General features: G+C 64.3%; 25 protein-coding genes. 22 read left to right on the top strand and 3 right to left on the bottom strand.

All coding sequences use genetic code 11. The features are described 5' to 3' along the window. The first annotated feature begins 21 nt into the window (after window positions 1-21). The 22 genes from J2X19_RS24350 to J2X19_RS24245 all read left to right on the top strand — a co-directional run bounded on the left by J2X19_RS24350 (window position 22) and on the right by J2X19_RS24245 (window position 24,355). The gene (locus J2X19_RS24350) at window positions 22-1,080 is read left to right on the top strand and encodes a CobW family GTP-binding protein (protein ID WP_310377066.1); all 1,059 of its coding nucleotides are present in this window, start codon (window positions 22-24) and stop codon (window positions 1,078-1,080) included. 54 nt (window positions 1,081-1,134) lie between these two features. Next, complete coding sequence (dksA, locus tag J2X19_RS24345) at window positions 1,135-1,845, top strand: RNA polymerase-binding protein DksA (RefSeq protein ID WP_405048742.1); 711 nt, start codon at window positions 1,135-1,137, stop codon at window positions 1,843-1,845. Between the two features lie 42 nt (window positions 1,846-1,887). After that, on the top strand, window positions 1,888-3,672 hold the full coding sequence (locus tag J2X19_RS24340) for an STAS domain-containing protein (protein WP_310377064.1): 1,785 nt from the start codon (window positions 1,888-1,890) through the stop codon (window positions 3,670-3,672). Window positions 3,673-3,732: 60 nt separating this feature from the next. Further along, entirely contained in the window at window positions 3,733-4,281 is a 549-nt protein-coding gene (gene hslV, locus J2X19_RS24335) for an ATP-dependent protease subunit HslV (RefSeq protein ID WP_092757684.1), read from the top strand. A 3-nt stretch (window positions 4,282-4,284) separates the two neighbouring features. After that, the gene (gene hslU, locus J2X19_RS24330; RefSeq protein WP_310377063.1) at window positions 4,285-5,610 is read left to right on the top strand and encodes an ATP-dependent protease ATPase subunit HslU; all 1,326 of its coding nucleotides are present in this window, start codon (window positions 4,285-4,287) and stop codon (window positions 5,608-5,610) included. Between the two features lie 286 nt (window positions 5,611-5,896). Continuing rightward, on the top strand, window positions 5,897-6,325 hold the full coding sequence (gene mraZ / locus J2X19_RS24325; RefSeq protein ID WP_092757686.1) for a division/cell wall cluster transcriptional repressor MraZ: 429 nt from the start codon (window positions 5,897-5,899) through the stop codon (window positions 6,323-6,325). Window positions 6,326-6,334: 9 nt separating this feature from the next. Further along, complete coding sequence (rsmH, locus tag J2X19_RS24320) at window positions 6,335-7,288, top strand: 16S rRNA (cytosine(1402)-N(4))-methyltransferase RsmH (RefSeq protein WP_116608329.1); 954 nt, start codon at window positions 6,335-6,337, stop codon at window positions 7,286-7,288. After that, a complete protein-coding gene (gene ftsL / locus J2X19_RS24315; RefSeq protein WP_116608330.1) occupies window positions 7,285-7,581 on the top strand; it encodes a cell division protein FtsL in 297 nt (98 codons plus the stop codon). Before rsmH ends, ftsL begins: the two co-directional genes overlap by 4 nt. Beyond that, the gene (locus tag J2X19_RS24310) at window positions 7,578-9,308 is read left to right on the top strand and encodes a peptidoglycan D,D-transpeptidase FtsI family protein (protein WP_092757689.1); all 1,731 of its coding nucleotides are present in this window, start codon (window positions 7,578-7,580) and stop codon (window positions 9,306-9,308) included. Before ftsL ends, J2X19_RS24310 begins: the two co-directional genes overlap by 4 nt. Next, entirely contained in the window at window positions 9,308-10,798 is a 1,491-nt protein-coding gene (locus J2X19_RS24305; RefSeq protein WP_310377062.1) for a UDP-N-acetylmuramoyl-L-alanyl-D-glutamate--2,6-diaminopimelate ligase, read from the top strand. The genes J2X19_RS24310 and J2X19_RS24305 overlap by 1 nt, the downstream gene beginning before the upstream one ends. Continuing rightward, window positions 10,795-12,177 (top strand): UDP-N-acetylmuramoyl-tripeptide--D-alanyl-D-alanine ligase, encoded by a 1,383-nt coding sequence (locus J2X19_RS24300; protein WP_310377061.1) that lies wholly within the window; start codon window positions 10,795-10,797, stop codon window positions 12,175-12,177. Before J2X19_RS24305 ends, J2X19_RS24300 begins: the two co-directional genes overlap by 4 nt. Beyond that, window positions 12,167-13,345, top strand: a complete 1,179-nt coding sequence (gene mraY / locus J2X19_RS24295) for a phospho-N-acetylmuramoyl-pentapeptide-transferase (protein ID WP_092757692.1) — start codon at window positions 12,167-12,169, stop codon at window positions 13,343-13,345. Before J2X19_RS24300 ends, mraY begins: the two co-directional genes overlap by 11 nt. A gap of 12 nt (window positions 13,346-13,357) precedes the next feature. Further along, window positions 13,358-14,971 carry a UDP-N-acetylmuramoyl-L-alanine--D-glutamate ligase gene (gene murD / locus J2X19_RS24290; RefSeq protein WP_310377060.1) on the top strand — a complete coding sequence of 538 codons (1,614 nt, stop codon included), beginning with the start codon at window positions 13,358-13,360 and terminating at the stop codon, window positions 14,969-14,971. Next, entirely contained in the window at window positions 14,968-16,224 is a 1,257-nt protein-coding gene (ftsW, locus tag J2X19_RS24285) for a putative lipid II flippase FtsW (protein WP_310377059.1), read from the top strand. Before murD ends, ftsW begins: the two co-directional genes overlap by 4 nt. Further along, the gene (gene murG, locus J2X19_RS24280; protein WP_310377058.1) at window positions 16,221-17,300 is read left to right on the top strand and encodes an undecaprenyldiphospho-muramoylpentapeptide beta-N-acetylglucosaminyltransferase; all 1,080 of its coding nucleotides are present in this window, start codon (window positions 16,221-16,223) and stop codon (window positions 17,298-17,300) included. Before ftsW ends, murG begins: the two co-directional genes overlap by 4 nt. Continuing rightward, entirely contained in the window at window positions 17,297-18,721 is a 1,425-nt protein-coding gene (murC, locus tag J2X19_RS24275; RefSeq protein ID WP_310377057.1) for a UDP-N-acetylmuramate--L-alanine ligase, read from the top strand. The genes murG and murC overlap by 4 nt, the downstream gene beginning before the upstream one ends. 26 nt (window positions 18,722-18,747) lie before the next feature. Continuing rightward, window positions 18,748-19,686: a D-alanine--D-alanine ligase gene (locus J2X19_RS24270; protein WP_310377056.1), complete on the top strand. Its 939-nt coding sequence runs from the start codon at window positions 18,748-18,750 to the stop codon at window positions 19,684-19,686. A 2-nt stretch (window positions 19,687-19,688) separates the two neighbouring features. Continuing rightward, window positions 19,689-20,492 carry a cell division protein FtsQ/DivIB gene (locus tag J2X19_RS24265; RefSeq protein ID WP_116608338.1) on the top strand — a complete coding sequence of 268 codons (804 nt, stop codon included), beginning with the start codon at window positions 19,689-19,691 and terminating at the stop codon, window positions 20,490-20,492. A 14-nt stretch (window positions 20,493-20,506) separates the two neighbouring features. Further along, window positions 20,507-21,736, top strand: a complete 1,230-nt coding sequence (gene ftsA, locus J2X19_RS24260) for a cell division protein FtsA (protein WP_092757699.1) — start codon at window positions 20,507-20,509, stop codon at window positions 21,734-21,736. A 155-nt stretch (window positions 21,737-21,891) separates the two neighbouring features. Next, entirely contained in the window at window positions 21,892-23,106 is a 1,215-nt protein-coding gene (gene ftsZ, locus J2X19_RS24255) for a cell division protein FtsZ (protein ID WP_116608339.1), read from the top strand. Window positions 23,107-23,250: 144 nt separating this feature from the next. Continuing rightward, window positions 23,251-24,174, top strand: coding sequence for a UDP-3-O-acyl-N-acetylglucosamine deacetylase (gene lpxC / locus J2X19_RS24250; protein ID WP_310377055.1), 924 nt, complete (start codon window positions 23,251-23,253; stop codon window positions 24,172-24,174). A 4-nt stretch (window positions 24,175-24,178) separates the two neighbouring features. Beyond that, window positions 24,179-24,355, top strand: coding sequence for a hypothetical protein (locus J2X19_RS24245; protein ID WP_165830892.1), 177 nt, complete (start codon window positions 24,179-24,181; stop codon window positions 24,353-24,355). 4 nt (window positions 24,356-24,359) lie between these two features. Here J2X19_RS24245 and J2X19_RS24240 read toward each other — a convergent pair whose 3' ends face one another. The 3 genes from J2X19_RS24240 to J2X19_RS24230 all read right to left on the bottom strand — a co-directional run. Beyond that, on the bottom strand, window positions 24,360-25,337 hold the full coding sequence (locus J2X19_RS24240; RefSeq protein WP_310377054.1) for a glycerophosphodiester phosphodiesterase family protein: 978 nt from the start codon (window positions 25,335-25,337) through the stop codon (window positions 24,360-24,362). A gap of 7 nt (window positions 25,338-25,344) precedes the next feature. After that, entirely contained in the window at window positions 25,345-25,893 is a 549-nt protein-coding gene (gene ruvC, locus J2X19_RS24235) for a crossover junction endodeoxyribonuclease RuvC (RefSeq protein ID WP_092757703.1), read from the bottom strand. A gap of 189 nt (window positions 25,894-26,082) precedes the next feature. Then, a partial coding sequence (locus J2X19_RS24230) for an NAD(P)(+) transhydrogenase (Re/Si-specific) subunit beta (RefSeq protein ID WP_257625297.1) occupies window positions 26,083-26,200 on the bottom strand: 118 nt, incomplete at its 5' end.

Genomic DNA, 26,200 nt, shown 5'->3' with positions numbered 1-26,200 from the left:
AAATTAGCAATGAAAGAACCCATGGCACTCATTCCCGTCACCATCCTGACCGGCTTTCTGGGCTCGGGCAAGACCACGCTGCTCAAGCGCGTGCTGACCGAGGCCCACGGCCAGAAGATCGCCGTCGTTGAAAACGAGTTTGGCGAAGAAAACATCGACAACGAGATCCTGGTCTCCGAGCCGGGCGAACAAATCATCCAGCTGAACAACGGCTGCATCTGCTGCTCGATCCGCGAAGACCTGCGCGCTACCCTGAGCCTGCTGGCCGCCAAAAAGCGCAAGGGCCTGCTGGACTTCGAGCGCGTGGTCATCGAAACCACCGGCCTGGCCGACCCCGGCCCGGTGGCCCAGACCTTCTTCATGGACGACGAGATCGCCGAAAGCTATCTGCTGGACTCGATCCTGACCCTGGTGGACGCCAAACATGCGGCAACCCAGCTGAACGACCGCCAGGAAGCCCGCCGCCAGGTGGGTTTTGCCGACCAGATCTTCATCAGCAAGACCGACCTGGTCGAGCCGGCCGAGGTCGATGCGCTGATGCACCGCCTCAAGCACATGAACCCGCGGGCGCCGCAAAAGGCCGTGCACTTCGGCGAAGTGCCCCTGAGCGAGGTGTTCGACCTGCGCGGCTTCAATCTGAATGCCAAGCTGGATATCGACCCCGACTTCCTGAAGGAAGACGAGCACGACCACCATGACCACGCCGAAGGCGAGCACTGCGACCACCCCTCGCACAAGCACGACCATGGCCACGGGCATGAAGGCCACCACCATCACCACGATGACGATGTAAAGAGTTTTGTCTTCAAATCGGAGCGGCCATTCGACCCCGCCAAGCTGGAAGACTTCCTGAGCGCCATCGTGAATATTTACGGCCCGCGCATGTTGCGCTACAAAGGCGTCTTGAATATGCAAGGCACCGAGCGTAAAGTCATTTTCCAGGGTGTGCACCAGCTAATGGGCAGCGATTTGGGCCCTGAATGGGGTGCAGACGAGCAACGCGGCAGCAAAATGGTGTTTATTGGCATTGATTTGCCGAAAGATATCTTTTTGCAAGGTATGGAGCAGTGTTTGGTGTGATGCCAGAGCAGAATCTAAGAAGTCAGCGGGGAAACCAGGATCCCCGCGCCAACCGTGAGTACTACTAAAGTGACCCCAGCGCCTAAGACAACCCCAGCCCCCGCGGCAGCTACCACCGAAGCAGCTCCAGCGGTGCAGACCAGCCCCCGCTACACGTCGATTCCGGCGAAGAGCGTGCGCCCCTCATCGCGTCTGGCGCAGCTGACCGTGCCGTCCATGGCCCCGACCGTTGCGTCTACCGCGGCCAAGTCCAGCTACATGCAGAACGCACCCGAGCCCATGATTGCGCCGCCACCCCATGTGGCCGCCAAGAAGGACCCGAAGCTGGCGAACAACTGGAAGACCACCCCGGCCGACAAGTTGACCGATGCCGAAGTCATGGCCATGCCGGATTCCGAGTACATGAACGAGAAGCAGACAGCTTTCTTCCGTCTCAAGCTGACCGCGCTCAAGCAGGACATGCTGAACAACGCCGGTGAAACCACCGAGCATTTGCGCGAAGACACGGTGGTAGTGCCCGACCCGGCCGACCGCGCCACCATCGAAGAAGAGCATGCCCTGGAGCTGCGCACCCGCGACCGCGAACGCAAGCTGCTGAAGAAGATAGAGCAATCCATCAACCGCATCGACGCAGGCGACTATGGCTACTGCGACGAAACCGGCGAACCTATCGGTGTGGGCCGTCTGCTGGCCCGTCCTACCGCCACGCTGTCGCTGGAAGCCCAGCAACGCCGGGAGCTGAAGCAAAAAATGTTCGGCGATTGATCGCCGACGCATTCAGGCCCATCACGCTGCGCTGACACGACCATGCCGCCCAACGAACCCTCTGGCTTGCTGTCCAAGGTCGTCAAGTTCGTCCGCAATCCGACGACGAACTGGTCCGACCTGGACCAGCCTGAGCTCGACAAGGAGAGCCAGTACAGCAAGCAGATGCTCAAGGAGATGATTGAGCGCAAGCGCCGCAACGACTTTGTGCGGCGCCGGGAGTTCGACCAGCTACGCAAGCTGCGCCAGCGTGAGGTCCAGGCCTCGCCGGACACGCCCGAGCGCCCGTCCTTCTTCCAGAGCAGCATGCAGTCCAAGCTGGACGACCGGGCCGGCACGATCAAGAAGATCGACGAGATCGAAGCCCAGATGTCCAAGCAATGGTGGAAGGCCAAGGACAGCGGCAGCAGCAAGCCGGTGCATTTGTCGTCGCGCGCATCTTTAATTCCCACCGAACCCGGGGCCCTGGACGGCGGTCGCGCCTACGCCGCCACCGTGCCGGCCTCATTGCCACTACCGCTGCAATCGGCGCGGCATGCCGACGCGTTCGCCCCTACCGATGTTTCGCCCCTGCGCGCCAATGGGCATAGTTTCGCGGCGCCCGAGGCCGATCCGGTGGTCGACATGCTGGCTGCGCTGGACGAAAGCATCAACTTCGCCTCTGTCGCGGCTCTCAAGCCCGTTCCTGCTGCGCCACCCGAGTTGTTTGCGCTGGATACCGTGGATTACGAGCACAACCCCGAGCTGGAAGAGGCGGCCATCCGCTTCGCCAATGGCGATACGGAAGGCGCGGAGAGCGCGCTGTACACCTTGCTGCGTGCCGAGCCTGCGCCAGACAGCCGGGCCGAGGTGTGGCTGGCCTTGTTTGACCTGTACCGTGCGACGGGTCTGCAGGATGGGTTCGATACCGTAGGCATTGATTACGCGACCCGTTTTGGCCATTCGGGACCCGCGTGGTTTTCGATCCCCGACCAGGCGGGCCAGTTGCCGGCGGCCGGCGCACAAGCCGACATGGCTGGCAGCGACAGCGGGCATTTCAGCTGGGCTTGCCCGAGTGTGCTGAGTGCGGCGGCGGTGTCCGGTTTGCAATCGGCACTGCGCCAGCGTACGCCGTCGGTGGTGCAAATAGGCTGGACCAGCCTGAGCGTCATCGACAGCGCTGCCGTGGAAGGCCTGGGGGCTCTTTTTGCCGACTGGACCCATGAAGCGGTGCAGCTGAAGTTTCTGGATGGCGACCGCCTGGAAGAGGTGGTGAAAAGCTATACCCGCACCGGCGACCCCGGGGTGAACCAGGCCTGGTGGCGCCTGCGCCTGGACCTGCTACGCGCCCAGCAAAACCCGGATGCCTTTGATATGGTGGCGCTTGAATATTGCATCACCTACGAGGTTTCGCCGCCGTCGTGGCAAGAGGCTGTGTGCAGTTATGTCGCCTTGGACGAGGATGGCAGCGTCTCGATGCCTGCGGCTCTGGACGGGATGCGTTCCGATAGGCCGGAGTTCAAGGATTCCGACATCGGCATGGGCGCGACACAGATGTCTAGCCTGCCCCCTACCTTGAGCGTACTGACCGGCCTGGTGCTGGGCGATGCCTCCAGCGCCTTGGCGGGGGTGGATGCGCCAGCGGAAAATGGCGGTGTGCTGATAGTGTCGTGCGACCACCTGATGCGTATCGATTTCTCGGCGGCGGGCTCGGTGCTCAACTGGGCGGCCGTGCAGCACGCTGCGGGCCACCAGGTGCAGTTCACCGGTCTGCACCGCCTGGCCGCCATCTTCTTCAATGTGATTGGCATCAACGAATATGCCAAGGTCATTCCGCGCCGGAATTGACCTTCGTCACCCGGGGCGTGGTGCGCTTGCATCTACCGGTTTCACCCTTATCTGGATTTTATGGAACAGTTTCACGGCACCACCATCATCAGCGTGCGGCGCCAGACCCCCAATGGCGTGCAAGTCGCCATTGGCGGCGACGGCCAGGTTACGCTGGGCAACATCATCATCAAAGGCACGGCCCGCAAGGTTCGCAAGCTGCACCACGACAAGGTACTCGCCGGCTTTGCCGGCGCCACGGCCGATGCCTTCACCCTGTTTGAGCGCTTCGAAGGCAAGCTGGAAAAGCACCAGGGCCATCTGGTTCGTGCTGCCATCGAGCTGACCAAGGATTGGCGCACGGATCGCGTGCTGCGCCGCCTGGAGGCCATGCTGGCCGTGGCCGACAGCACGGCTTCGCTGATCATCACCGGCAATGGCGATGTACTCGAGCCGGAGCAGGGTATCGTGGCCATCGGGTCGGGCGGCGCGTACGCGCATTCGGCGGCCAAGGCCCTGCTGGACAACACCGACCTGACGGCCTCGCAGATCGTCAAAAAGTCGCTGGAGATTGCAGGCGAGCTGTGCATCTACACCAACATGAACCACATCATTGAAACGCTGGACTGAAGCATGTCCTCTATGACCCCTCAAGAAATTGTTGCCGAACTGGACCACCACATCGTCGGCCAGCACCAGGCCAAACGGGCGGTGGCGATTGCCCTGCGCAACCGCTGGCGCCGGCAGCAGGTGGCCGAGCCGCTGCGCTATGAAATTACGCCCAAGAACATCCTGATGATCGGCCCCACGGGTGTGGGCAAGACCGAGATTGCCCGCCGGTTGGCGCGCTTGGCCGATGCACCCTTCATCAAGGTTGAGGCCACCAAATTCACCGAAGTGGGTTATGTGGGCAAGGACGTGGATGCCATCATCCGTGACCTGGCCGATATCGCCGTCAAGCAAACCCGCGAAACCGAGATGCGCAAAGTGCGTGTGCGGGCCGAGGATGCAGCCGAAGAGCGGATTCTGGACATCCTGATACCGACAGCACGTGGACTGGAAGCGCAGGGCGAAGTGCCAGACAGCGCGGCGCGCCAGGCGTTCCGCAAGAAGCTGCGTGAGCACCAGCTGGACGACAAGGAGATCGAGCTCGATGTGGCCGACCACAAAGCCCAGCTGGAGATCATGGGCCCGCCCGGCATGGAAGAGATGACCGAGCAATTGCGCGGCATGTTCAGCCAGATGGGCCAGCCCAAGCGCAAAACCCGCAAGCTGCGGATTGCCGAAGCCCTGAAACTGCTGATCGAGGAAGAGGCAGGCAAGCTGGTCAACGAGGAAGACATCAAAACCCAGGCGATCCAGAACGCCGAGCAGAACGGCATTGTTTTTATCGATGAAATCGACAAAGTGACTTCGCGCAGCGAGGGCAGCGGCGCCGAGGTGTCGCGCCAGGGCGTGCAGCGCGACCTGCTGCCGTTGGTCGAGGGCACCACGGTGTCGACCAAGTACGGCACGGTCAAGACCGACCATATCTTGTTCATTGCTTCGGGGGCTTTCCATTTGAGCAAGCCCAGCGACCTGATCCCCGAGCTGCAAGGCCGGTTTCCGATCCGGGTCGAGCTGCAATCGCTGTCGGTGCAGGATTTCGAGGCGATACTGATCCAGACCCATGCCTCGCTGGTCAAGCAGTACCAGGCCTTGCTGGCCACCGAAAACGTGAGCTTGGAATTTGCCCCCGAGGGCATTACCCGGCTGGCGCACATCGCGTTCGATGTGAATGAGCGTACCGAAAACATCGGTGCCCGGCGCCTGTCTACCGTGATGGAGCGGCTGCTGGACGATGTCAGCTTCGATGCCGCCCGGCTGGCGGGTCAAACCGTGGTGGTGGATGCCGCTTACGTGGACACGCGGCTCAAGGAATTGAGCAAGAACGAGGATTTATCGCGCTATATTCTGTAAACCAGAGCGTTCGAACCAAGCCGCGGGGCTTTATTTGTTACACGCTGTGCGGCGCTTCTCAATTGGCACATTCACAATCTGCTCTAAGTGCTTAATTTAGAACGTTTTTTGCATGTGTCTACTTGCAAGATTGTCGCTAAGTCCTTGATTTGATTACAAAAAATACTGCGCTGGAGGTGGGCGCAGTGTTTTTTTCCTGCTACAGTGCAAAAAAGTGCAATTAAGTGGTGAAAAGTGCCTTCGCATGGCCCATTTGGTTGCTGCTCTATAGCGAGGGTGGGCTGTTGTGTTTCAAGGGGCTTCGTCTCTAAGTCTGGATGCCAAGGGGCGGCTATCGGTGCCGACCCGGCATCGTGACGTCCTGAGCGCGACTGCAGCAGGCCAACTGACCATCACCAAACACCCCCACGGCTGCCTGATGGTGTTTCCGCGCCCCGAGTGGGAGAAGTTCCGCGAGCGGATCGCCGAGCTGCCCATGTCGGCGCAGTGGTGGAAGCGTATTTTTCTGGGCAATGCGATGGATGTAGAGATGGATGCCACCGGCCGCGTGCTGGTGTCGCCCGAGTTGCGGGAGGCCGCAGGCATCGCCAAAGACACCATGCTGCTGGGCATGGGGCGGCATTTTGAGTTGTGGGACAAAGCCACCTACGATGCACAAGAAGCCAAGGCGATGCAAGGCGACATGCCCGAAGTGTTCAAGGACTTTTCTTTCTAAGGCCCTACGGTGGACGCGATATGGAAACATACCACCGTCTTGTTGAACGAAGCAGTCGATTCTCTTCTCAACAAGCCGGAGACCTCAAACCCCAGCGCCGCCGGCGCTGCGGCGACCTACGTCGATGCGACGTTTGGCCGCGGCGGCCATTCGCGTCTGCTGCTGTCCCGGATGGCGCCGCAAGACCGGCTGATCGCCTTCGACCACGACCCGGACGCGATTGCCGAAGCTGCCACCATTGCCGACCCGCGCTTTTCCATCCGCCACCAGGGTTTTCGCCACTTGGGCGAGCTGCCCGACGCCAGTGTGGCCGGTGTGTTGATGGACCTGGGCATCAGCTCGCCGCAGATCGACAACCCCGAGCGCGGCTTCAGTTTCCGTTTCGATGGCCCGCTCGATATGCGCATGGACACCACGCGCGGCGAGAGTGTGGCCCAGTGGCTGGCAACAGCCGAAGTAAAACAGATCGCAGAGGTGGTACGTGACTACGGTGAAGAACGGTTTGCTGGCCCCATTGCAAAGGCGATTGTTGCTCGCCGACAGGAACGGGGCCCTATTTCAACCACCACTGAACTGGCCGAACTCGTGGCTGGCGCGGTCAAAACCCGCGAGTCGGGCCAGAATCCTGCAACGCGCACATTTCAGGCTTTTCGGATTTTCATCAATGCCGAGCTTGAAGAGCTGCAACACGCGCTAGACGCGAGTCTGCGGGTACTGCAACCGGGAGGACGTCTGGTGGTGATCAGTTTCCATTCGCTGGAAGACCGCATCGTCAAGCAATTCATCGCCAAGCATGCGCGCGAGGTGGTGGACCGCCGCGCGCCCAGCTGGATGCTGGGCGGTGCCACCGCCATGCCGCTGGAGGCTCTGGGCCGCGTCAAGCCCAGCGCCGCAGAGGTGGCCGGCAACAAGCGTGCACGCAGCGCCGTGATGCGGGTGGCCCGCAGGACGGACGCGCCATGACCCGCCTCAACCTGGTTCTACTGTTGGCGGTGATCGCCAGCGCCCTGTACCTGGTGCACACCCAGTACGAGTCGCGCAGCCTGTTTGTCGAGGTGGACAAGGCCATCGCCCTGTCGCACAAGCTGGAAATCGAGAACGAACGCCTGCAGGTGGAAAAACGCGCCCAGGCCACGCCTTTGCGAGTGGAAAAACTGGCCAAGGAACAGCTGCAGATGCGCACCAGCACGCCGGCCATCACCCAGTATGTGACGGTAATGGCCCCCACCGCCGCGGCTTCGGAGGCCCGGCCATGAGCCGCAGCGTGCGCTACACCTCCAGCCCCTTGCTGGCCAGCAAAACGCCGGTATGGCGTAGCAAGCTGGTGGTCGCAGCCATTGCCGTGGGCTTTCTGGGGCTGACGGCCCGGGCCGCCTATATCCAGGTGATTGGCAATGATTTCTTCCAGCGCCAGGGCGAGGTGCGGTTTGCCCGCACGCTGGAGCTACCGGCGAACCGCGGCCGCATCCTGGACCGCAACGGCCTGATCCTGGCTTCCAGCGTGATTGCGCCCAGCATCTGGGCCATCCCCGAGGACGTGGACCACGATCCGGTCAAGCTCAAGCAGTTGGCCAAGCTGCTGGAGATGCCGCTGGCCGATTTGAACAAGAAACTCAACGAGGACAAGACCTTTGTCTGGGTCCAGCGCCAGGTGGACGAGCCCATCGCCCAGCAAATCGCTGCGCTGAACATCAAGGGCATCTACCAGCGCAAGGAATACAAGCGCCAGTACCCCGAGGGCGAGGCGATTGCCCATGTGGTGGGCTTCACCAATGTGGAAGACAACGGCCAGGAAGGCATAGAGCTGGCCTTCAACAAGGAACTCGGCGGCAAGCCCGGTTCGCGCCGCGTCATCAAGGACCGGTTGGGCCGGGTGGTGGAGGACGTGGGCGACCAGGTGCCGCCGGTGGACGGCCGCGAGATCCAGCTCAGCATCGACAGCAAGGTGCAGTTCTTCGCCTACCAGAAGATGCGCGATGCGGTGATCGCCAACAAGGCCAAGGCCGGCAGCGTGGTGGTGCTGGATGCGATCACCGGCGAAGTGCTGGCCCTGGCTAATTACCCCAGCTACATTCCGAACAAGCGCAAGAACCTGACCGGTGAGCAGCTGCGCAACCGCGCCTTGACCGATACCTTCGAGCCCGGCTCGACCATGAAGCCCATCACCGTGGCGATGGCGCTGGAGGCCGGCCGCATCACGCCGCAGACCCTGGTGGATACTTCGCCAGGCCGCCTGACCATCACCGGCTCGACCATCACCGACACCCATAACTACGGTTTGCTCACGGTCGAGGGGGTGATTCAGAAGTCCAGCAACGTGGGCGCGACCAAGATCGCCCAGCGCATGTCGCCGCACGAAATGTGGGACACCTATACCGCTGTCGGCTTTGGCCAGAAGCCGCAGATCAGCTTCCCTGGCGCGGTGTCCGGCCGCCTGCGGCCCTGGAAGACCTGGCGGCCCATCGAGCAGGCCACCATGTCCTACGGCTATGGCCTGTCGGCCTCGCTGTTCCAGATGGCGCATTCGTATACCGCGTTCGCCCACGACGGCGAAATCATCCCGGCCACCATGCTCAAGAGCAGCGAGCCGGCCGTGGGCGTGAAGGTGTTCTCCGCCCAAAATGCGGCCGCCATCCGCAAGATGCTGCAGATGGCCGCCGGCCCGGGCGGTACCGGCCCCAAAGCGCAGACCGTGGGTTATTCGGTCGGCGGCAAGTCGGGCACGGCCCACAAGCAGGTCGGCAAGGGCTACGCCAGCAACAAATACCGCGCCTGGTTCACCGGCATGGCGCCTATCGACAAGCCGCGCATCATCGTCGCCGTGATGGTCGACGAGCCCAGCGCCGGCCAGTATTTCGGCGGTGCGGTGGCTGCGCCGGTGTTCAGCGAAGTGGTACAGCAAACCCTGCGCATGATGGGCGTGCAGCCGGATCTGGATGTCAAAGCCCAGGTGGTGACCCAGGCTGTGGAGGAGTCGTTCTGATGCTGCAACTCCATACCCCGGCAGAGGCAGTGGCCTGGTTGCAAAGCCGGGTCCGCGGCAGCCTGCAGGTCGATAGCCGGGCGATCCAGCCGGGCGATGGTTTCATCGCCTGGCCGGGGGCCGCCACCGATGGCCGCAAGTTTGTCCACGCCGCCCTGGCCCAGGGCGCGACCGCCTGCCTGGTGGAACAGGCGGGTAGCGAGGCCTTTGGTTTCGATGGCGAGGAGGCCGTGGCCTGCTACACCGGCCTGAAAGCCAGCACCGGCCCGATCGCCGCCGCCTATTTCGGCCAGCCCAGCCAGAGCCTGGATGTGCTGGCCGTGACCGGCACCAATGGCAAAACCTCCACCACCTGGTGGCTGGCTCAGGCGCTATCAAAAACGCAGCTGTACGCGCAATCTCCCTGTGCGGTAGTGGGTACTTTGGGTATAGGAATTCCGCCCGATGTGCTGGCCACCGGCCTGACCACGCCCGACCCGGTGCGGCTGCAGCAGGCGTTCCGCGGCTTTGTTGACCTAGGACTGGGCGCCTGTGCCATCGAGGCTTCGTCGATCGGCGTGGTCGAGCGGCGGCTGGACGGCACACGCATCCGCGTTGCCGCTTTCACCAATTTCACCCAGGACCACCTGGACTACCACGGCAGTACCGAGGCCTATTGGCGCGCCAAGGAAGAGCTGTTCCGCTGGCCCGGCCTGCAGGCCGCGGTGCTGAATGTCGACGACCCGCAGGGCGTGGCGCTGGCCAATCTGTTTGTCGATCTGGACCTGTGGACCGTTTCCTGCACCCGCCAGGCGCGGCTGCAGGCGCAGGACATCCGCTACGAAGCTGGCGGGCTGTGCTTTGTGGTGGTCGAGGCCGGGCAGCGCGTCGCCCTGCAGACATCGGTGATCGGCCAGTACAACGTGGCCAATCTGCTGGGCGTAATTGGCACCATGCGCGCCCTGGGCGTGCCGTTGGCCGATGCCGTCGCCGCCTGCCACGGCCTGTTGCCAGTGCCGGGGCGCATGGAATGCATCAGCCAGCCCGGCCAGCCGCTGGTGGCCATTGACTATGCGCACACGCCGGATGCGCTCGACAAAGCCCTGCTGGCCTTGCGGCCGCTGGCACAGACCCGCGGCGGCAAGCTCTGGTGCGTGTTTGGCTGCGGCGGTGATCGCGACAACCTGAAGCGCCCGTTGATGGCGGCCGTGGCCGAAAAGAACGCCGACATGGTGCTGGTCACCAGCGACAACCCGCGCAGCGAGCGGCCCGAGGCCATCATCAGCCAGATCCTGCTGGGCTTGAGCCACAACGCCTGCGTGCATGTGCAGTCCGACCGGGCGGTGGCGATTGTCGAGGCGATTGCCCAGGCAGCGCCGGCCGACGTGATTCTGCTGGCTGGTAAAGGCCATGAGGCGACCCAGGAAGTGGCCGGCGTGAAGCACCCGTTCCTCGACAAAACCCATGCCGAAGCCGCGCTGGCGCGCCGCCCCGCAGGAGCCGCAGCATGATGAACCTGCAGCAAGCCTTGGCGCTGTTGCCTGGCGCCACCCTGGTGGGCGATGGCGCGGTGGCTTTCACCCGCGTGCACACCGATACCCGCAGCCTGCAGCCCGGCGACCTGTTCGTCGCGCTCAAGGGCGAGAAATTTGATGCCAACGGCATGCTGGCCCAGGCGCAGGCCCGCGGTGCGGTCGCCGCGCTGTGCCACCGCGGCTATGCGCTGGCGGGCTTGCCGTGCATCGAGGTGGACGACAGCCTGCTGGCGCTGGGCGCCTTGGCCACCGGCTGGCGTGCCCAGTTCCAGCTGCCGCTGATTGCCGTCACCGGCAGCAACGGCAAAACCACGGTGACCCAGATGGTCGCCTCTATTCTGCGTGCCGCCCAGCCCGAGGCCAGCCTGGCTACGCTGGGCAACTTCAACAACAGCATCGGCGTGCCGCTGACCTTGCTGCGCCTGCGTGCGCACCACCGCCTGGCCGTGGTCGAGCTGGGCATGAACCACCCGGGCGAGATCGCTGCGATTGCGGCCATGGCCCGGCCTACCGTGGCCCTGGTGAACAACGCCCAGCGCGAGCACATGGAATTCATGGCCACCGTCGAAGCCGTGGCGCAGGAGAACGGCGCGGTGCTGTCCGTGCTGCCTGCAGACGGTGTGGCGGTGTTTCCGGCCGACGATAGTTACACGCCGCTCTGGCAGGGCCTGGCCGCCCACTGCGCGCATCTGCAATTTGGATTGAACCCTTCTGACGCCTGGGCCGAACCACCGGTCTGGGCCGATGGCGCCTGGCAAGTCAGTGCCCACACACCGGCCGGGCCGTTGCAGTATCCCCTGCACATCGCCGGCCTGCACAACGTGAAGAACTCCCTGGCCGCCGCCGCTTGCGCGCTGGCGGCTGGCGTGCCCCTGGCTGCCGTAGCCCAAGGCCTGGCGGCGTTCGAGCCGGTCAAGGGCCGCTCCAAAGCGCTGACCGTGCACCTGGGTGGCCGCAGCCTGACCCTGGTGGACGATAGCTACAACGCCAACCCTGATTCGATGCAAGCCGCGATCCAGGTGCTGGCCGCTCTGCCAGGCCCGCGCCTGCTGGTGGCCGGCGACATGGGCGAAGTGGGCGACCAGGGCCCCCAGTTCCATGCCGAAGCCGGCGTGCAGGCCCAGCGCAGCGGCATCGAGCAGGTGCTGACCTTGGGCGCGATGTCGGCCCATATCAGTGCCCCCGGTGGTCGGCATTTCGACAGCATCGAGGCGCTGCTGGCCGCCGTGCAGGCCCAGCTGCCCCAGGTGGCCAGCATTCTGGTCAAGGGCTCGCGCTTCATGCAGATGGAGCGGGTCGTGGCTTTCATCCAGTCCCAAGAAGAACAATACAAGGAGCCGCCCCGTGCTGCTTAGTCTCGCCCAGTGGTTGCAAACCCTGTCGCCCGAGTTCGGGTTTTTTCGCGTTTTCCAGTACCTGACGTTCCGGGCGGTGATGGCCGCCATGACGGCCTTGCTGATCGGCGTAGTGGCCGGGCCGGTGGTGATACGCCGGCTGACGGCACTGAAGATCGGCCAGCCGGTGCGCGGCTACGGCATGGAAAGCCATCTGGTCAAGCAGGGCACGCCCACCATGGGCGGGGTGCTGATTCTGCTGTGCATCGCTATTTCAACCCTGCTGTGGGTGGATTTAAGCAACCGCTTTGTCTGGATCGTGCTCTTGGTGACCCTGGGGTTTGGCGCCATAGGCTGGGTCGACGACTGGCGCAAGGTGGTCAACAAGGATCCCGAGGGCATGCGCTCACGCGAGAAATACATGTGGCAGTCGCTGATCGGCCTGGTGGCCGCTTTGTATTTGGTGTTCAGCATTTCCGAGAACTCGAACATGCGGGTGCTGGAGCTGTTCTTCAGCTGGGTGCAGTCGGGCTTTGATTTGAGCCTGCCGCCCAAGGCCGGCCTGCAACTGCCGTTCTTCAAGGAAGTCAGCTACCCGCTGGGCGTGCTGGGCTTTGTGGTGCTGACCTATCTGGTGATCGTCGGCTCCAGCAATGCCGTAAACCTGACCGACGGCCTGGACGGCCTGGCCATCATGCCGGTGGTGCTGGTGGGCTCGGCGCTGGGTGTGTTTGCCTACGTGACCGGCAGTTCGGTGTTTTCCAAATATCTGTTCCTGCCGCATATTCCGGGTGCAGGCGAGTTGCTGGTGTTCTGCTCGGCCATGGCCGGCGCCGGACTGGCCTTTCTCTGGTTCAACGCCTATCCGGCCCAGGTGTTCATGGGCGACGTGGGCGCGTTGGCGCTGGGTGGCGCGCTGGGCACGGTGGCCGTGATCGTGCGCCAGGAAGTGGTCTTGTCCATCATGGGCGGCATCTTCGTGGTCGAGGCCTTGTCGGTGATGCTGCAGGTCAGCTGGTTCAAGTACACCAAGAAGAAATACGGCGCGGGCCGGCGCATCCTGAAGATGGCGCCACTGCACCACCACTTCGAGAAGAGTGGCTGGAAGGAGACGCAGGTGGTCGTGCGTTTCTGGATCATCACCATGCTGCTGTGCCTGGTGGGCCTGTCCACGCTGAAGCTGCGCTAGGACGATAGAACCATGCAGCACTTGCAAGACCTCCGCGTACTGATCCTGGGCCTGGGTGCGTCCGGCCTGGCCATGGCACGCTGGTGCGCGCGGCATGGCGCGCAGGTCACGGTGGCGGATACCCGCGAAGCCCCGCCGCAATTGGCGACCCTGCAGGCCGAGCTGCCGGCTGCTGTGTTCATCGGCGGCCCGTTCAATGCCGCCCTGGCGCAAGGCATGCAAGCCATTTACCGTTCGCCGGGCTTGTCACCCGAGGTGCTGGCCCCGGTACTGGCCGAGGCGCAGCGCGCCGGCCTGCCGGTGGGTGGCGAGCTGGATCTGTTTGCCCGGGCCCTGGCCGATATGCGCCAGGCCGGTGCCGTGGACGAAGCTCTGCCTGAACCGCAGCCCGAGCCGGAACCGGAGGACGAAATCGAACTGTCGGAGGACGGCGAAGCGCCGGTCGCCGCCGTGCCCGAAGCCCCGCTGGGCTACCAGCCCGCGGTGTTGGCCATCACCGGCACCAATGGCAAGACTACGGTCACCGCGCTGACGGGCCAGCTGGTGCTGCGCGCGGGCAAGACTGTCGCTGTGGCGGGCAATATCGGCCCGACCTTGCTGGATACGCTGGTCGCACACATGGAGGCCGACAGCTTGCCCCAGGTCTGGGTGCTGGAATTGTCCAGCTTCCAACTGGATGCTGCGCGCAGCTTTGAGCCGACGGCAGCGGCGGTGCTGAACCTGACCCAAGACCATCTGGACTGGCACGGCAGCATGGAAGCCTATGCGGCCGCCAAGGCCCGTGTCTTCGGCCAGCACGGCCTGATGCTGCTGAACCGCGAAGACCCGGGTGTGATGGCCATGCTGCCCGCGCCGCTCAAGGTGCGGTTGCAAAAGCCTCAGCTGCGCCGGCACACCACCTTTGGCGGCGACATGCCGCAGCGCCCTGGCGATTTCGGCATCGAAGTGGTCAACGGCATGGCCTGGCTGGTGCGTGCGCTGGAAGCCGATGAAACCAAGCGCAAACGCAGCGAAGCCGCCGACGATCTGTACATCCAGCGCCTGATGCCGGCCGATGCGCTGCGCATCCGCGGCCGGCATAACGCCGTCAACGCATTGGCCGCGCTGGCTCTGGCTTCGGCTGCTGGCTGCGCCCTGGCACCCATGCTGTACGGCCTGCGCGAATACCGGGGCGAGCCGCACCGCGTCGAGTCGGTGGATACGGTGCGCGAGATCGAATATTTTGACGACAGCAAAGGCACCAACGTGGGCGCCACCGTGGCTGCGCTGACCGGCCTGGGCGTCGAGCGCCGTATCGTCGTCATCCTGGGCGGCGAGGGCAAGGGCCAGGATTTCAGTCCCTTGGCTGCACCCGTGTCGCGCTATGCACGCGCCGTGGTGCTGATAGGCCGCGATGCGCCATTGATCCGCGCCGCACTGGTCGATGCCGGCGTGGCCCTGGTCGATGCCGCCAGCATGCAGGAGGCGGTGCAGTTGGCCAGCCAGCGCGCGCACCCGGGCGATGCGGTGTTGATGTCGCCGGCCTGCGCCAGCTTTGACATGTTCAACAACTACGAGCACCGCGCCCAGGTGTTCATCGAAGCGGTGATGGCCCTGGCCGACGCCGGGCAGGAGGACGCGGCATGAGCCAGCTGTCCTTGCGCTTTACCGACTGGTTCAAGGGCTTGCCCAAGGCGGCGGCCGATGCCTTGCCGGTGCGCCTGGGTGCCAGCGGCTTCTCGCGCACGCCCAGCCAGCCTGCGCGGGTGCACGGCTTTGACCAGCCCCTGCTGTGGGTGACGGTGACCTTGCTGGCCTGGGGGCTGGTGATGGTCTATTCGGCATCGATTGCCATGCCCGACAACCCGCGCTTCGCCAAGTACGAGCACCATTTCTTCCTGGTGCGGCATGCGGTGTTCCTGTGCGTTGCCTTTGTGGCGGCGTTGATCGCCTTCCAGGTGCCGATGCGCACCTGGGAACGCTGGGCGCCCTGGCTGTTCATCGTCTCGCTGCTGCTGTTGATCGCGGTGCTGATCCCGGGCGTGGGCAAGGTGGTGTACGGCGCGCGGCGCTGGCTGCCGTTGGGGGTGATGAACTTCCAGCCCTCGGAGATGGCCAAGTTTGCCATCGTGATCTACGCGGCCGACTACATGGTGCGCAAGATGGACGTGAAGGAAAACTTCCTGCGCGCCGTTTGGCCGATGGGCGCGGCGGTGGGCGTGATCGGCGTGCTGCTGCTGGCCGAGCCCGACATGGGCGCGTTCATGGTGATCGCCGTGATCGCCATGGGCATCCTGTTCCTGGGCGGTGTGAATGCCCGCATGTTCTTCCTGATCGCCACCATCCTGGTGGGGGCCTTCAGCATGATGATTGCCTTCAACGATTACCGCCGCGCGCGAATCTTTGCCTACCTCGATCCCTGGAGCGATAGCAATGCGCTGGCCAAGGGCTACCAGCTGACGCACTCGCTGATTGCGATCGGCCGGGGCGAAATCTTTGGCGTCGGACTGGGCGGTAGCATCGAAAAGCTCAGCTGGCTGCCCGAAGCCCATACCGACTTTTTGCTGGCCGTGATCGGCGAGGAATTTGGCCTGGTCGGCGTGGTCTGCGTGATCGGTCTGTTCTTCTGGTTGATCCGCCGCATCATGCACATCGGCCGCCAGGCGATTGCCCTCGATCGGCTGTTTGCCGGCTTGGTTGCGCAGGGCGTGGGCCTGTGGATGGGCTTCCAGGCCTTCATCAACATGGGCGTGAACCTGGGCGCACTGCCCACCAAGGGCCTGACCCTGCCGCTGATGAGCTTCGGCGGCTCGGCGATTCTGTGGAATCTGGTGGCGTTGGCGGTCGTCCTGCGGGTGGACTACGAGAACAGACAGTTAATGCATGGAGCCCGCGTATGAGCGCGCGCCATCTGGTCGTCATGGCCGCAGGTACCGGCGGGCATGTGATTCCCGGTCTGGCGGTGGCGCGCGAGATGCAGCGGCGCGGCTGGACCGTCAGTTGGCTGGGCACGCTGCACGGCATGGAGAACAAGCTGGTGCCGCCGTCTGGCATTGCGATGGACCGTATCGCCTTCAGCGGCCTGCGCGGCAAAGGGCTTGTACACATGCTGACCGGCGGCCTGCGCATGCTGGCGGCCTTCTGGAGCTGCCTGCAGATACTGCGCCAGCGCCATGCGAATGCCGTGCTGGGCATGGGCGGCTATGTCTGCTTCCCCGGCGGACTGATGGCCTCGCTGCTGGGCAAGCCGCTGATGCTGGTGAATGCCGATGCCGCACTGCTGATGAGCAACAAGGCTTTGCTGCCGGTGGCCGACCGCGTGGCCTTCGGCTTCGAAGGCCCGGCCACGCAAGGCATACGCCGTGCGGTGGTGACGGGCAATCCGGTGCGTGCCGAAATCGAATCCATCGCCCTGCCGGCCGAGCGTTTCGCCGGCCGCCAGGGGCCGCTGCGGTTGCTGGTGGTGGGTGGAAGCCTGGGCGCCAAGGCCATCAACGACTGCCTGCCGCAGGCCCTGGCCCGGTTGCCCGCCGAGCAGCGGCCGCAGGTGGTGCACCAGACCGGCGTGGCCCAGCAGGCGGCGGTGCAGGGCGCTTATGCCGAGCTGGGTATCGCCGCGCAGGTGCTGCCGTTTATCGACGACATGGCGGCCGAGCTGGCGGCCTGCGACCTGATCGTCTGCCGTGCTGGTGCCGTCACCGTCAGCGAGCTGTGCGCCGCCGGTGTGGCGGCGGTACTGGTGCCGCTGGTGGTCAGTACCACGTCGCACCAGCGCGACAACGCTGCCTGGCTGGCCTCCAAGCAGGCCGGCATCCATCTGCCGCAGGCCGAGCTGGCGCCGCAGCAGCTGGCGGATTTGTTGACCAGCCTGAGCCGCGAGCGCCTGCTCGCGATGGCGACCCAGGCCCGTGCACTGGCCAAGCCGCATGCGGCGGCGCGCGTGGCCGATGAACTAGAAAGATTGGTACGACCATGAAACACGCCGTACGCCATTTGCATTTTGTCGGTATCGGTGGCTCGGGCATGTCGGCGATTGCCGAGGTGCTGCACAAGCTGGGCTACATCGTCTCGGGCTCCGACCAGTCGGACAGCAGCACGCTGCGCCGCCTGGGCGGCTTGGGCATCACCACCTTCATCGGCCACAGCCCGGCGAACGTGCTGGGGGCTGACGCCATCGTCACCTCCACCGCCGTCAAGGCCGACAACCCCGAGGTGCTGGCCGCGCGCGAGAACCATGTGCCCATCGTGCCGCGCGCCCTGATGCTGGCCGAGCTGATGCGCCTGAAACAAGGCATCGCGATTGCCGGCACGCACGGCAAGACCACCACTACCAGCCTGGTGTCCAGCGTGCTGGTCGAGGCCGGGCTGGACCCGACCTTTGTGATCGGCGGCCGCTTGAACAGCGCTGGCGCGAACGCCAAGCTGGGCAATGGCGACTACATCGTGGTCGAGGCCGACGAGTCGGACGCATCCTTCCTGCACCTGCTGCCGGTGATGGCGGTGGTGACGAACATCGACGCCGACCATATGGAAACCTATGGCCACGACTTCAATAATCTGAAGAAGGCGTTTGTCGATTTCCTGCACCGCATGCCTTTCTACGGCACAGCCATCCTGTGCACCGACGATCCCGGTGTGCGCGACATCCTGGACCAGGTGACCTGCCCGATCACCAGTTATGGCTTCGGCGAAGACGCCCAGGTGCGGGCCATCGACGTGCGCGCTGTGGGCGGGCAGATGCACTTCACGGTGCAGCGCCGCAATGGCGTGACCCTGCCGGACATTCCGGTGATGCTGAATCTGCCGGGCCGGCACAACGTGCTGAACGCGCTGTCGGCGATTGCCGTGGCGGTCGAGCTGAATATCCCCGACGCCGCGGTGCAGAAAGCACTGGCCAGCTTCGAAGGCGTGGGCCGGCGCTTCCAGCCCTACGGCGACTGGACCGCCAAGGATGGCGGCAGCTTCACCGTGGTCGACGACTACGGCCACCACCCGGTGGAAATGGCCGCTACCTTGTCGGCCGCACGCGGCGCCTTCCCCGGGCGGCGTCTGGTGCTGGCGTTCCAGCCGCACCGCTACAGCCGCACCCGTGATTGTTTTGAAGACTTCGTCAAGGTGATAGGCGAGGCCGACGTGGTGTTGTTGACCGAAATCTATGCGGCCGGCGAAGCGCCCATTGTGGCCGCCGACGGCCGGGCACTGGCGCGTGCGCTTCGGGTTGCTGGCCGGGTTGAGCCGGTGTTCATCGACGACGTCGCGGCCTTGCCGCAGGCCATTCTGGACACCGCCCAGGGCGGCGATGTGGTGCTGTGCATGGGCGCGGGCTCCATCGGAACCGTGCCCGGCAAGGTGGTTGATTTGCTATCGAAAAAAGAGCTGCTCCCGCAGGCAGGATAAGCGCTATGAGCCTAAATTCTATAAATATGGGAAAAGTTGCGGTACTGATGGGCGGAGCTTCGGCCGAGCGCGAGGTGTCGCTGATGTCGGGTACCGGTGTGCTGAACGCGCTGCGCAGCCAGGGCGTAGATGCCCATGCCTTCGACCCCAGCGAACGCGACCTGGTCGAGCTGAAGCGCGAGGGCTTTGCGCGTTGTTTCATCGCGCTGCATGGCCGCTTCGGCGAAGATGGCACGGTGCAGGGCGCGCTGGAGCTGCTGGGCATTCCGTACACCGGTTCGGGTGTGATGGCCTCCAGCATCGCCATCGACAAGGTGATGACCAAGCGCATCTGGCGGGCCGAGGGCCTGCCGACGCCGGGCTGGTTCGAGGTCGATAGCGCCGAAGCCACGCGCAAGGCCTTCGCCCAGTTGGGCGCACCGATGATCGTCAAGCCCGCGCGCGAAGGCTCGACCATCGGCCTGACCAAGGTGGCCACGCTGGAAGAATGCGATGCCGCCTACGCGCTGGCCGCGCAGCTGGACACAGCGGTGCTGTGCGAGCAGTTCGTCAGCGGCGACGAAGTCACCATTCCGCTGCTGGGCACGGGTGCGCAGACCGAGGTGTTGCCGGTGATACGCATCGTCGCGCCCGAGGGCAATTACGACTACCAGAACAAGTATTTCACCGACACCACCCAGTACCTGGTGCCCTGCGGCCTGCCCGAGGGCGAGGAAGCTGCGATCCAGGCCTTGGTGCGCAAAGCCTATCTGACCCTGGGCTGCCGCGGCTGGGCCCGGGCCGACGTGATGATCGATGCGCAGACCCGCCAGCCGTATCTGCTGGAGATCAATACCGCGCCCGGCATGACCGGGCATTCGCTGGTGCCGATGTCGGCGCGTGCCGCCGGCATCTCCTACGAAGCCTTATGCGTGCGCCTGCTGCAATCGGCGGCGCTGGACTACGGGACGGCAGCCACCGCCTGACCATGCAAAAGCCCGCCCCTCCCATGGACGTGAAACTCATGAACGCCACCGCTTCGGTGCTGTTCCTGGGCGCGCTCGTCCTGGGCATGGTCGGGCTGGTCAAATGGGTGGCACGTCAGCCGCTGTTTGCCATCGGCGGCATCGCCGTAGTGGGCGACGTGGCGCACAACAACGAGGTCACGCTGCGCGCCAACCTGAACGGCAAGATCAAGGGCACCTTCTTCACCGTCGACCTGGCGGCCACCAAGGCGGCTTTCGAGTCCGTGCCCTGGGTGCGCAAAGCCGTGGTGCGGCGTGAGTTTCCGAACCGCTTGAAGGTAGTGCTGCAGGAGCAGCAGGCCGTGGCCTACTGGGGCGACGAGGACGAGTCCCGTCTGCTGAACAATTTTGGCGAAGTGTTCGAGGCCAATGTGGACGAGGTCGAGCGCGACGACCTGCCGCACCTCGACGGCCCGGTGGCGCAGGCCGGCCAGATCCTGGGCATGTACCAGACGCTGTCGCCGCTGTTTGCACCGCTCGATATGGCGTTGGACCAGCTGACCCTGACCAACCGCGGTGGCTGGCGCGCCCAGACCAATGCCGGCGGCGAGATCGAGCTGGGCCGCGGCACAACCGAAGAAATTACCCAACGCGCCCAGCGCTTCATAGGCACGGTGGCCCAGGTGGCTACCGCCTATGGCCGCACGGCAGATGCGTTGGAGCGCGCAGATTTGCGCTACGGCGAGGGCTATGCCCTGCGCCTGCGCGGCGTGACCACGGTGGCGACCCCGGTGGCTACGCCCAAGAAGAAACAAGCAGAGCATTGATTACAGGACGAACTATGGCAAAAGAGTACAAGGACTTGGTCGTCGGGGTGGACATAGGGACCGCCAAGGTGATGGTGGTGGTGGCCGAGGTGTTGGCCGGTGGCGAGCTGAAGCTGGCCGGTTTTGGCGTGGCGCCGAGCAATGGCCTGAAGCGCGGCGTGGTGGTGAACATCGACGCCACGGTGCAAAGCATCCAGCTGGCGCTGAAAGAAGCCGAGCTGATGGCCGACTGCAAGATTTCCCATGTCTACACCGGTATTACCGGCAGCCATATCCGAGGCATCAATTCCAGCGGCATGGTGGCGGTGAAGGACCGTGAAGTCACGGCCGCCGACGTGGCCCGGGTGGTGGAGACCGCCAAGGCCATCAACATCAGCACCGACCAGCGCCTGCTGCTGGTCGAGCCGCAAGAGTTCGTGATCGACGGCCAGGACGTGAAAGAGCCCATCGGCATGAGCGGCATCCGCCTGGAGGCCAAGGTGCATATCGTGACGGGCGCCCAGAGCGCGGCCGAGAACATCATCAAATGCGTGCGCCGCTGCGGCCTGGACGTGGACCAGCTGATGCTGAACCCGCTGGCCAGCAGCCTGTCGGTGCTGACCGAAGACGAGCGTGAATTGGGCGTGGCCCTGGTCGACATCGGCGCTGGCACCACCGACGTGGCCATTTTCACCAACGGTGCGATCCGCCACACGGCGGTGATTCCGATTGCTGGAGACCTGATTACCAGCGACATCGCCATGGCCTTGCGCACCCCGACCAAGGACGCCGAGGACATCAAGGTCGAAAGCGGCTACGCCAAGCAACTGCTGGCCGATCCGGATGCGCAGGTCGAGGTACCCGGCCTGGGCGACCGCGGCCCGCGCATGCTGAGCCGCCAGGCGCTGGCCGGCGTGATCGAGCCGCGGGTCGAAGAAATCTATTCACTGGTGGCCCAGGTGATCCGCGAGTCGGGCTTTGAAGAAGTGCTGTCCAGCGGCATCGTGCTGACCGGCGGCAGCGTGGTCATGCCCGGCATGGTCGAGTTGGGCGAAGACATCTTTTTAAAACCGGTGCGCCGCGGCGTGCCCAAGTACCGCGGTGCCCTGTCCGACATGGTGGCCCAGCCGCGTGCGGCCACCGTGATGGGCTTGCTGGAAGAGGCGCGCATCGGCCGCCTGCGCGGCTTCAAGGTGGCGCAGAAGAACGGCTCGATGAAGACTGCGGTCGGCCGCGTCAAAGACTGGTTCGTGGGGAATTTCTAACCATGGAAACCAAAATCTGGCTAGCCCGGGGCAGCCCCCCGCATACGGGACGATGGCGTCACTGCCATCCCCCCTGGAGGTGAGATGCCCCCTAAAACAACAAGAACCACACATTCAAAAGCAACTGCATCTAATTGGAATATCAGGAGAAAAACATGCCTATCGAAATGATTGAAGTCGAAGAATTTAACCTGGGCACCCAGATCAAAGTGATCGGTGTCGGCGGCGGCGGCGGCAATGCTGTCGAACACATGATTGGCTGCAATGTGCAGGGCGTGGAGTTCATCAGCGCCAACACCGATGCCCAGGCCCTGGGCCGAAGCGTCGCGCACAAGACCATCCAGCTGGGCCTGAGCGGCCTGGGCGCGGGCAGCAAGCCCGACAAGGGCCGTGAAGCTGCCGAACTGGCGGTGGACGACATCCGCGCCGCCATCGCCGGCGCGCACATGCTGTTCATCACCGCCGGCATGGGCGGCGGTACCGGCACCGGTGCAGCCCCTGTGATCGCCCGCGTAGCCAAGGAAATGGGCATCTTGACGGTGGGCGTGATCACCAAGCCCTTCGACTTCGAAGGCCCGAAACGCATGACCAATGCCGACAACGGCCTGGCCGAGCTGGAAGCCAATGTCGATTCGCTGATCGTGGTACTGAACGAGAAGCTGCTCGAAGTGCTGGGCGACGATGTCACGCAAGACGAAGCCTTTGCCCACGCGAATGACGTACTGAAGAACGCCGTCGGCGGCATCGCCGAAATCATCAACGTGCCCGGCCATGTGAACGTCGACTTTGAAGACGTGCGCACCGTCATGGGTGAGCCTGGCAAGGCCATGATGGGTACCGCTGTGGCCGATGGCCCGGACCGTGCGCGCATCGCCGCCGAGCAGGCCGTGGCCTGCCCATTGCTGGAAGGCATCGACCTGTCGGGTGCCAAAGGCGTGCTGGTGCTGATCACCGCGGCCAAGGGCTCGCTGAAACTCAGCGAATCCCGCCTGGCGATGAACACCATCCGCGCCTACGCATCGCCCGAAGCGCATGTGATCTACGGCACGGCCTACGATGACAGCCTGGGCGAGCAGATCCGCGTCACCGTGGTGGCGACCGGCCTGAGCAAGCGCCGCGCGGTAGCACCTCCGCTGCAGGTGGTGGTGCAGCGCACCGGTACCGACAACGTCGGCTTCACCCTGCCGGCGCAAGCGGTTGGCAATGGCGGCCTGAGCGGTATTGCCCAGCCCGACTACGAAGCCCTGCGTGGCCCCGCAGTCTGGCGTACGCCGAACCGCACCCAGGCCAGCGCCCGTGTTGACGCCTTGTCTTCCGGTGGCATGGACGACTACGAGATCCCGGCTTTCTTGCGCAAACAGGCAGATTGAGGATGTGCTGGCGATCGAACCCCCTGTAACGGGGCGTTCGATGCGCTGGGCATCTATCCATTGCGCGTGCGTCATTGAGGCGCTCAATCTTCGCCATCAAGCTTGCTGATCACGGGTTGTCCACCCGCCAATTAAAATTACAAGATGCTGCAGCAAAGAACCCTCAAGTCCCTCACCCGTGCCGTGGGTGTGGGCGTGCACAGCGGCCAGCGGGTCGAGTTGACTCTGCGCCCGGCCGCACCCGATACCGGTATCGTGTTCCGTCGTACCGACCTGGCCGTGCCGGTGGACATTCCCATGACCGCCACCTCGGTCACCGATACCCGCATGGCGACCACGGTGTCCAGCGGGTCGGCCAAGGTGTCTACCGTGGAGCACCTGATGTCGGCCTGCGCCGGTCTGGGCATCGACAACCTGGTGGTGGAAATCACCGCCGAAGAAGTGCCCATCCTCGACGGCTCGGCCGCGGCTTTCGTCTATCTGCTGCAAACCGCTGGCATCGAGTTGCAGAATGCGCCGCGCCGCTTCATCCGCGTACTCCAGCCGGTGGAGGTGCGTGAAGGCGAGGGCGCGGCCGCCAAATGGGCGCGGCTTGAGCCCTACCATGGTTACAAGCTGAGTTTTGACATCATCTTCGACCACCCGGCGGTGGACTCGACCGGCCAGCACGTGGAGTTCGATCTGGGCTCGGGCTCCTATACCCGCGACATTGCGCGGGCCCGCACCTTCGGCTTTACCCGCGACGCCGAGATGCTGCGCGCCAACGGCCTGGGCCTGGGCGGCGGCATGGACAACGCCATCCTGATGGACGACTACAAGGTGCTGAACGCCGGTGGCCTGCGCTACGACGACGAGTTCGTCAAACACAAGGTGCTGGACGCCATGGGCGATATGTACATGCTGGGCAAGCCCTTGCTGGCCAGTTACAGCGCCATGAAGTCTGGCCACGCGCTGAACAACAAGCTGATCCGTGCGCTGATGCTGAATACCGCTTCCTGGGAGATCGTCACCTTTGACGATGCCTCCAAGGCGCCCGCCGGCTTCGCCCAGCTGGCCCGGCCCTGGTAGCCGCATGCTGCTGTTCCGCTGGGCCATTCTGTTGCTGCTGCTGGCGGCGGCGGTGTCGTTCGCCTTCTATGCCGGTACCGGCCAGCCGCGCTACAAGCGCTGGGGCTGGGTGGTGCTGAAGTGGACGCTGCTGGCGGCGTTCGGCTTCTTTACCGTACTTATTCTGGAGCGCGTGGCCTGAGTGCCTACTTGGGCTGCAGGTAGCGCTTGCGCGCCGTGACCGCCAGGTCCGGGTAGTTGGCAAACACGCCGTCCATGCCCATCTCCAGGTACCGCTGAAATTCCGTGGCCGCCGCCGCTGGATCGGCCTTGGCAAAGGTCCAGCCATGCACCTGCAGGCCCGCCGCATGGGCTTGCGCAATGAAACTCTTGTCGACAACATAGGCTGGCCGGTGGATGCTGACGCCTATGCCTTCGCTGAAGCTGGCCACCTCTTGCAGAGCCAGCGGCGTCACCGTATTGCCCGAGACCACGCCCAGGCGGGCCACGCCATCGGCGCCGGTGATGGCGACGCCCAGCAGCATCAGCGGTAGGACGTTGTTTTGCGCGGTTTGCTTGCGGCGCAGGCTGCGCAAAGTGCTGTCGCTGAACGACTGGATGAATACCTTGCTCTGCGGTCCGTAGTGGTTGCGCGCCAGAGTGGCGAGGATGCCGTCCTCCATGGCCGGATCGGCCTGCTTGGCCTCGGGGTAGATGCCTATGCTGCGGCCGCTGGCCTGGCTCAGCTGCTGTGCCAGGTCGATTACCTGCTGGAAGGTCGGCACCTGGAACGGCTCGGCCGCGCTGGGCGCAAAGCCCGCATGGCTGCTCTGGCCGGTGCCGGTGGGCTGCACGGCCAGGGTCTTGATCTCGGCCAGGCTGAAGTCCGCCACCTTGTAGCCGCCGCGGCGCGGTGCGAACTGGCTGGCGACATTGGTGGTGCGCAGCAGGCTGTCGTCGTGCATGGCGACCAGTACGCCGTCCTGGGTCAGCTGCAGGTCCGGCTCGATGAAATCCGCGCCCATGCGTATCGCCAGCTCGTAGCCGGCCAGCGTGTGCTCGGGCAGGTAGCCGCTGGCACCGCGGTGGGCTATCACCAGCGGAGCGGGGACTACGCTGTCGCCGGCGTGGACGAAGCCTGTGAGGCTGGCCAGCAGCAGTGCCAGCAGGGTGGTGCGTCGCATGGCGGGCTCAGTGGGTGCGGCCGTCGCGGTACATGCCGCTGGTCTTGCGCGCCAAGGGCGTGGCCTGGGCCAGCCGGGCCATGGCGTGGCCTACATGGGCGTGGGTGATGGCCATGCCCAGCGCATCGGCGGCGTCCTTGCCGGGCAGCACGGGTAGCTTCAGCAGGCGCTTGACCATTTCCTGCACCTGCGATTTGTCGGCCCGGCCGTGGCCGACCACGGCTTTCTTCATCTGCAGCGCGGTGTACTCGGATACCGGCAGGTTGCTGTGCCCCAGCGCCGCCAGGCTGGCGCCCCGCGCCTGGCCCAGCAGCAGGGTGGACTGCGGGTTCACGTTCACAAAGATGATTTCCACCGAGGCCGCATCAGGCTGGTAGCGGGCGCAGACCTCGCAGATACCGTCGAACAAGATCTTGATGCGCGCCGGCAGCTGGCCCAGGTCCAGGTGCGTGGTCTTGATGGTGCCGCTGGCCACATAGCCGAGATTGGAGCCATCCACGTCGATGATGCCGAAGCCGGTGGTCTGCAGGCCGGGGTCTATGCCAAGAAGTCGCATGCTATTTAATTCGTAGCTGATGGTGCAGGTGGGGTCTGCGTAGAAGGCTTGCGGACTCAACTAAGTGTGCATGCTTAGGTAGTCTGGGCGGAAGCGTATCCGGACGTGGACAACCCGCCTTGGATCGTATCTCGTCTGCGCATGCAGTGTAAATGGACGAAGCCAAGACGGGGTGCAAGCCTTGGGGGGCTATTCAATGGCCTTACCCATGTCTTCCACCACCTTCTTGGCATCGCCAAACACCATCATGGTCTTGTCCATGTAGAACAGCTCGTTGTCCAGCCCCGCGTAGCCGGCGGCCATGGAA

It is taken from the genome of Rhodoferax ferrireducens, from assembly GCF_031458075.1.
Lineage (GTDB): Bacteria > Pseudomonadota > Gammaproteobacteria > Burkholderiales > Burkholderiaceae_C > Rhodoferax_B > Rhodoferax_B ferrireducens_A.
Note: the sequence above shows the minus strand (reverse complement) of the source record. Positions and strands in the feature narration are given on the sequence as shown.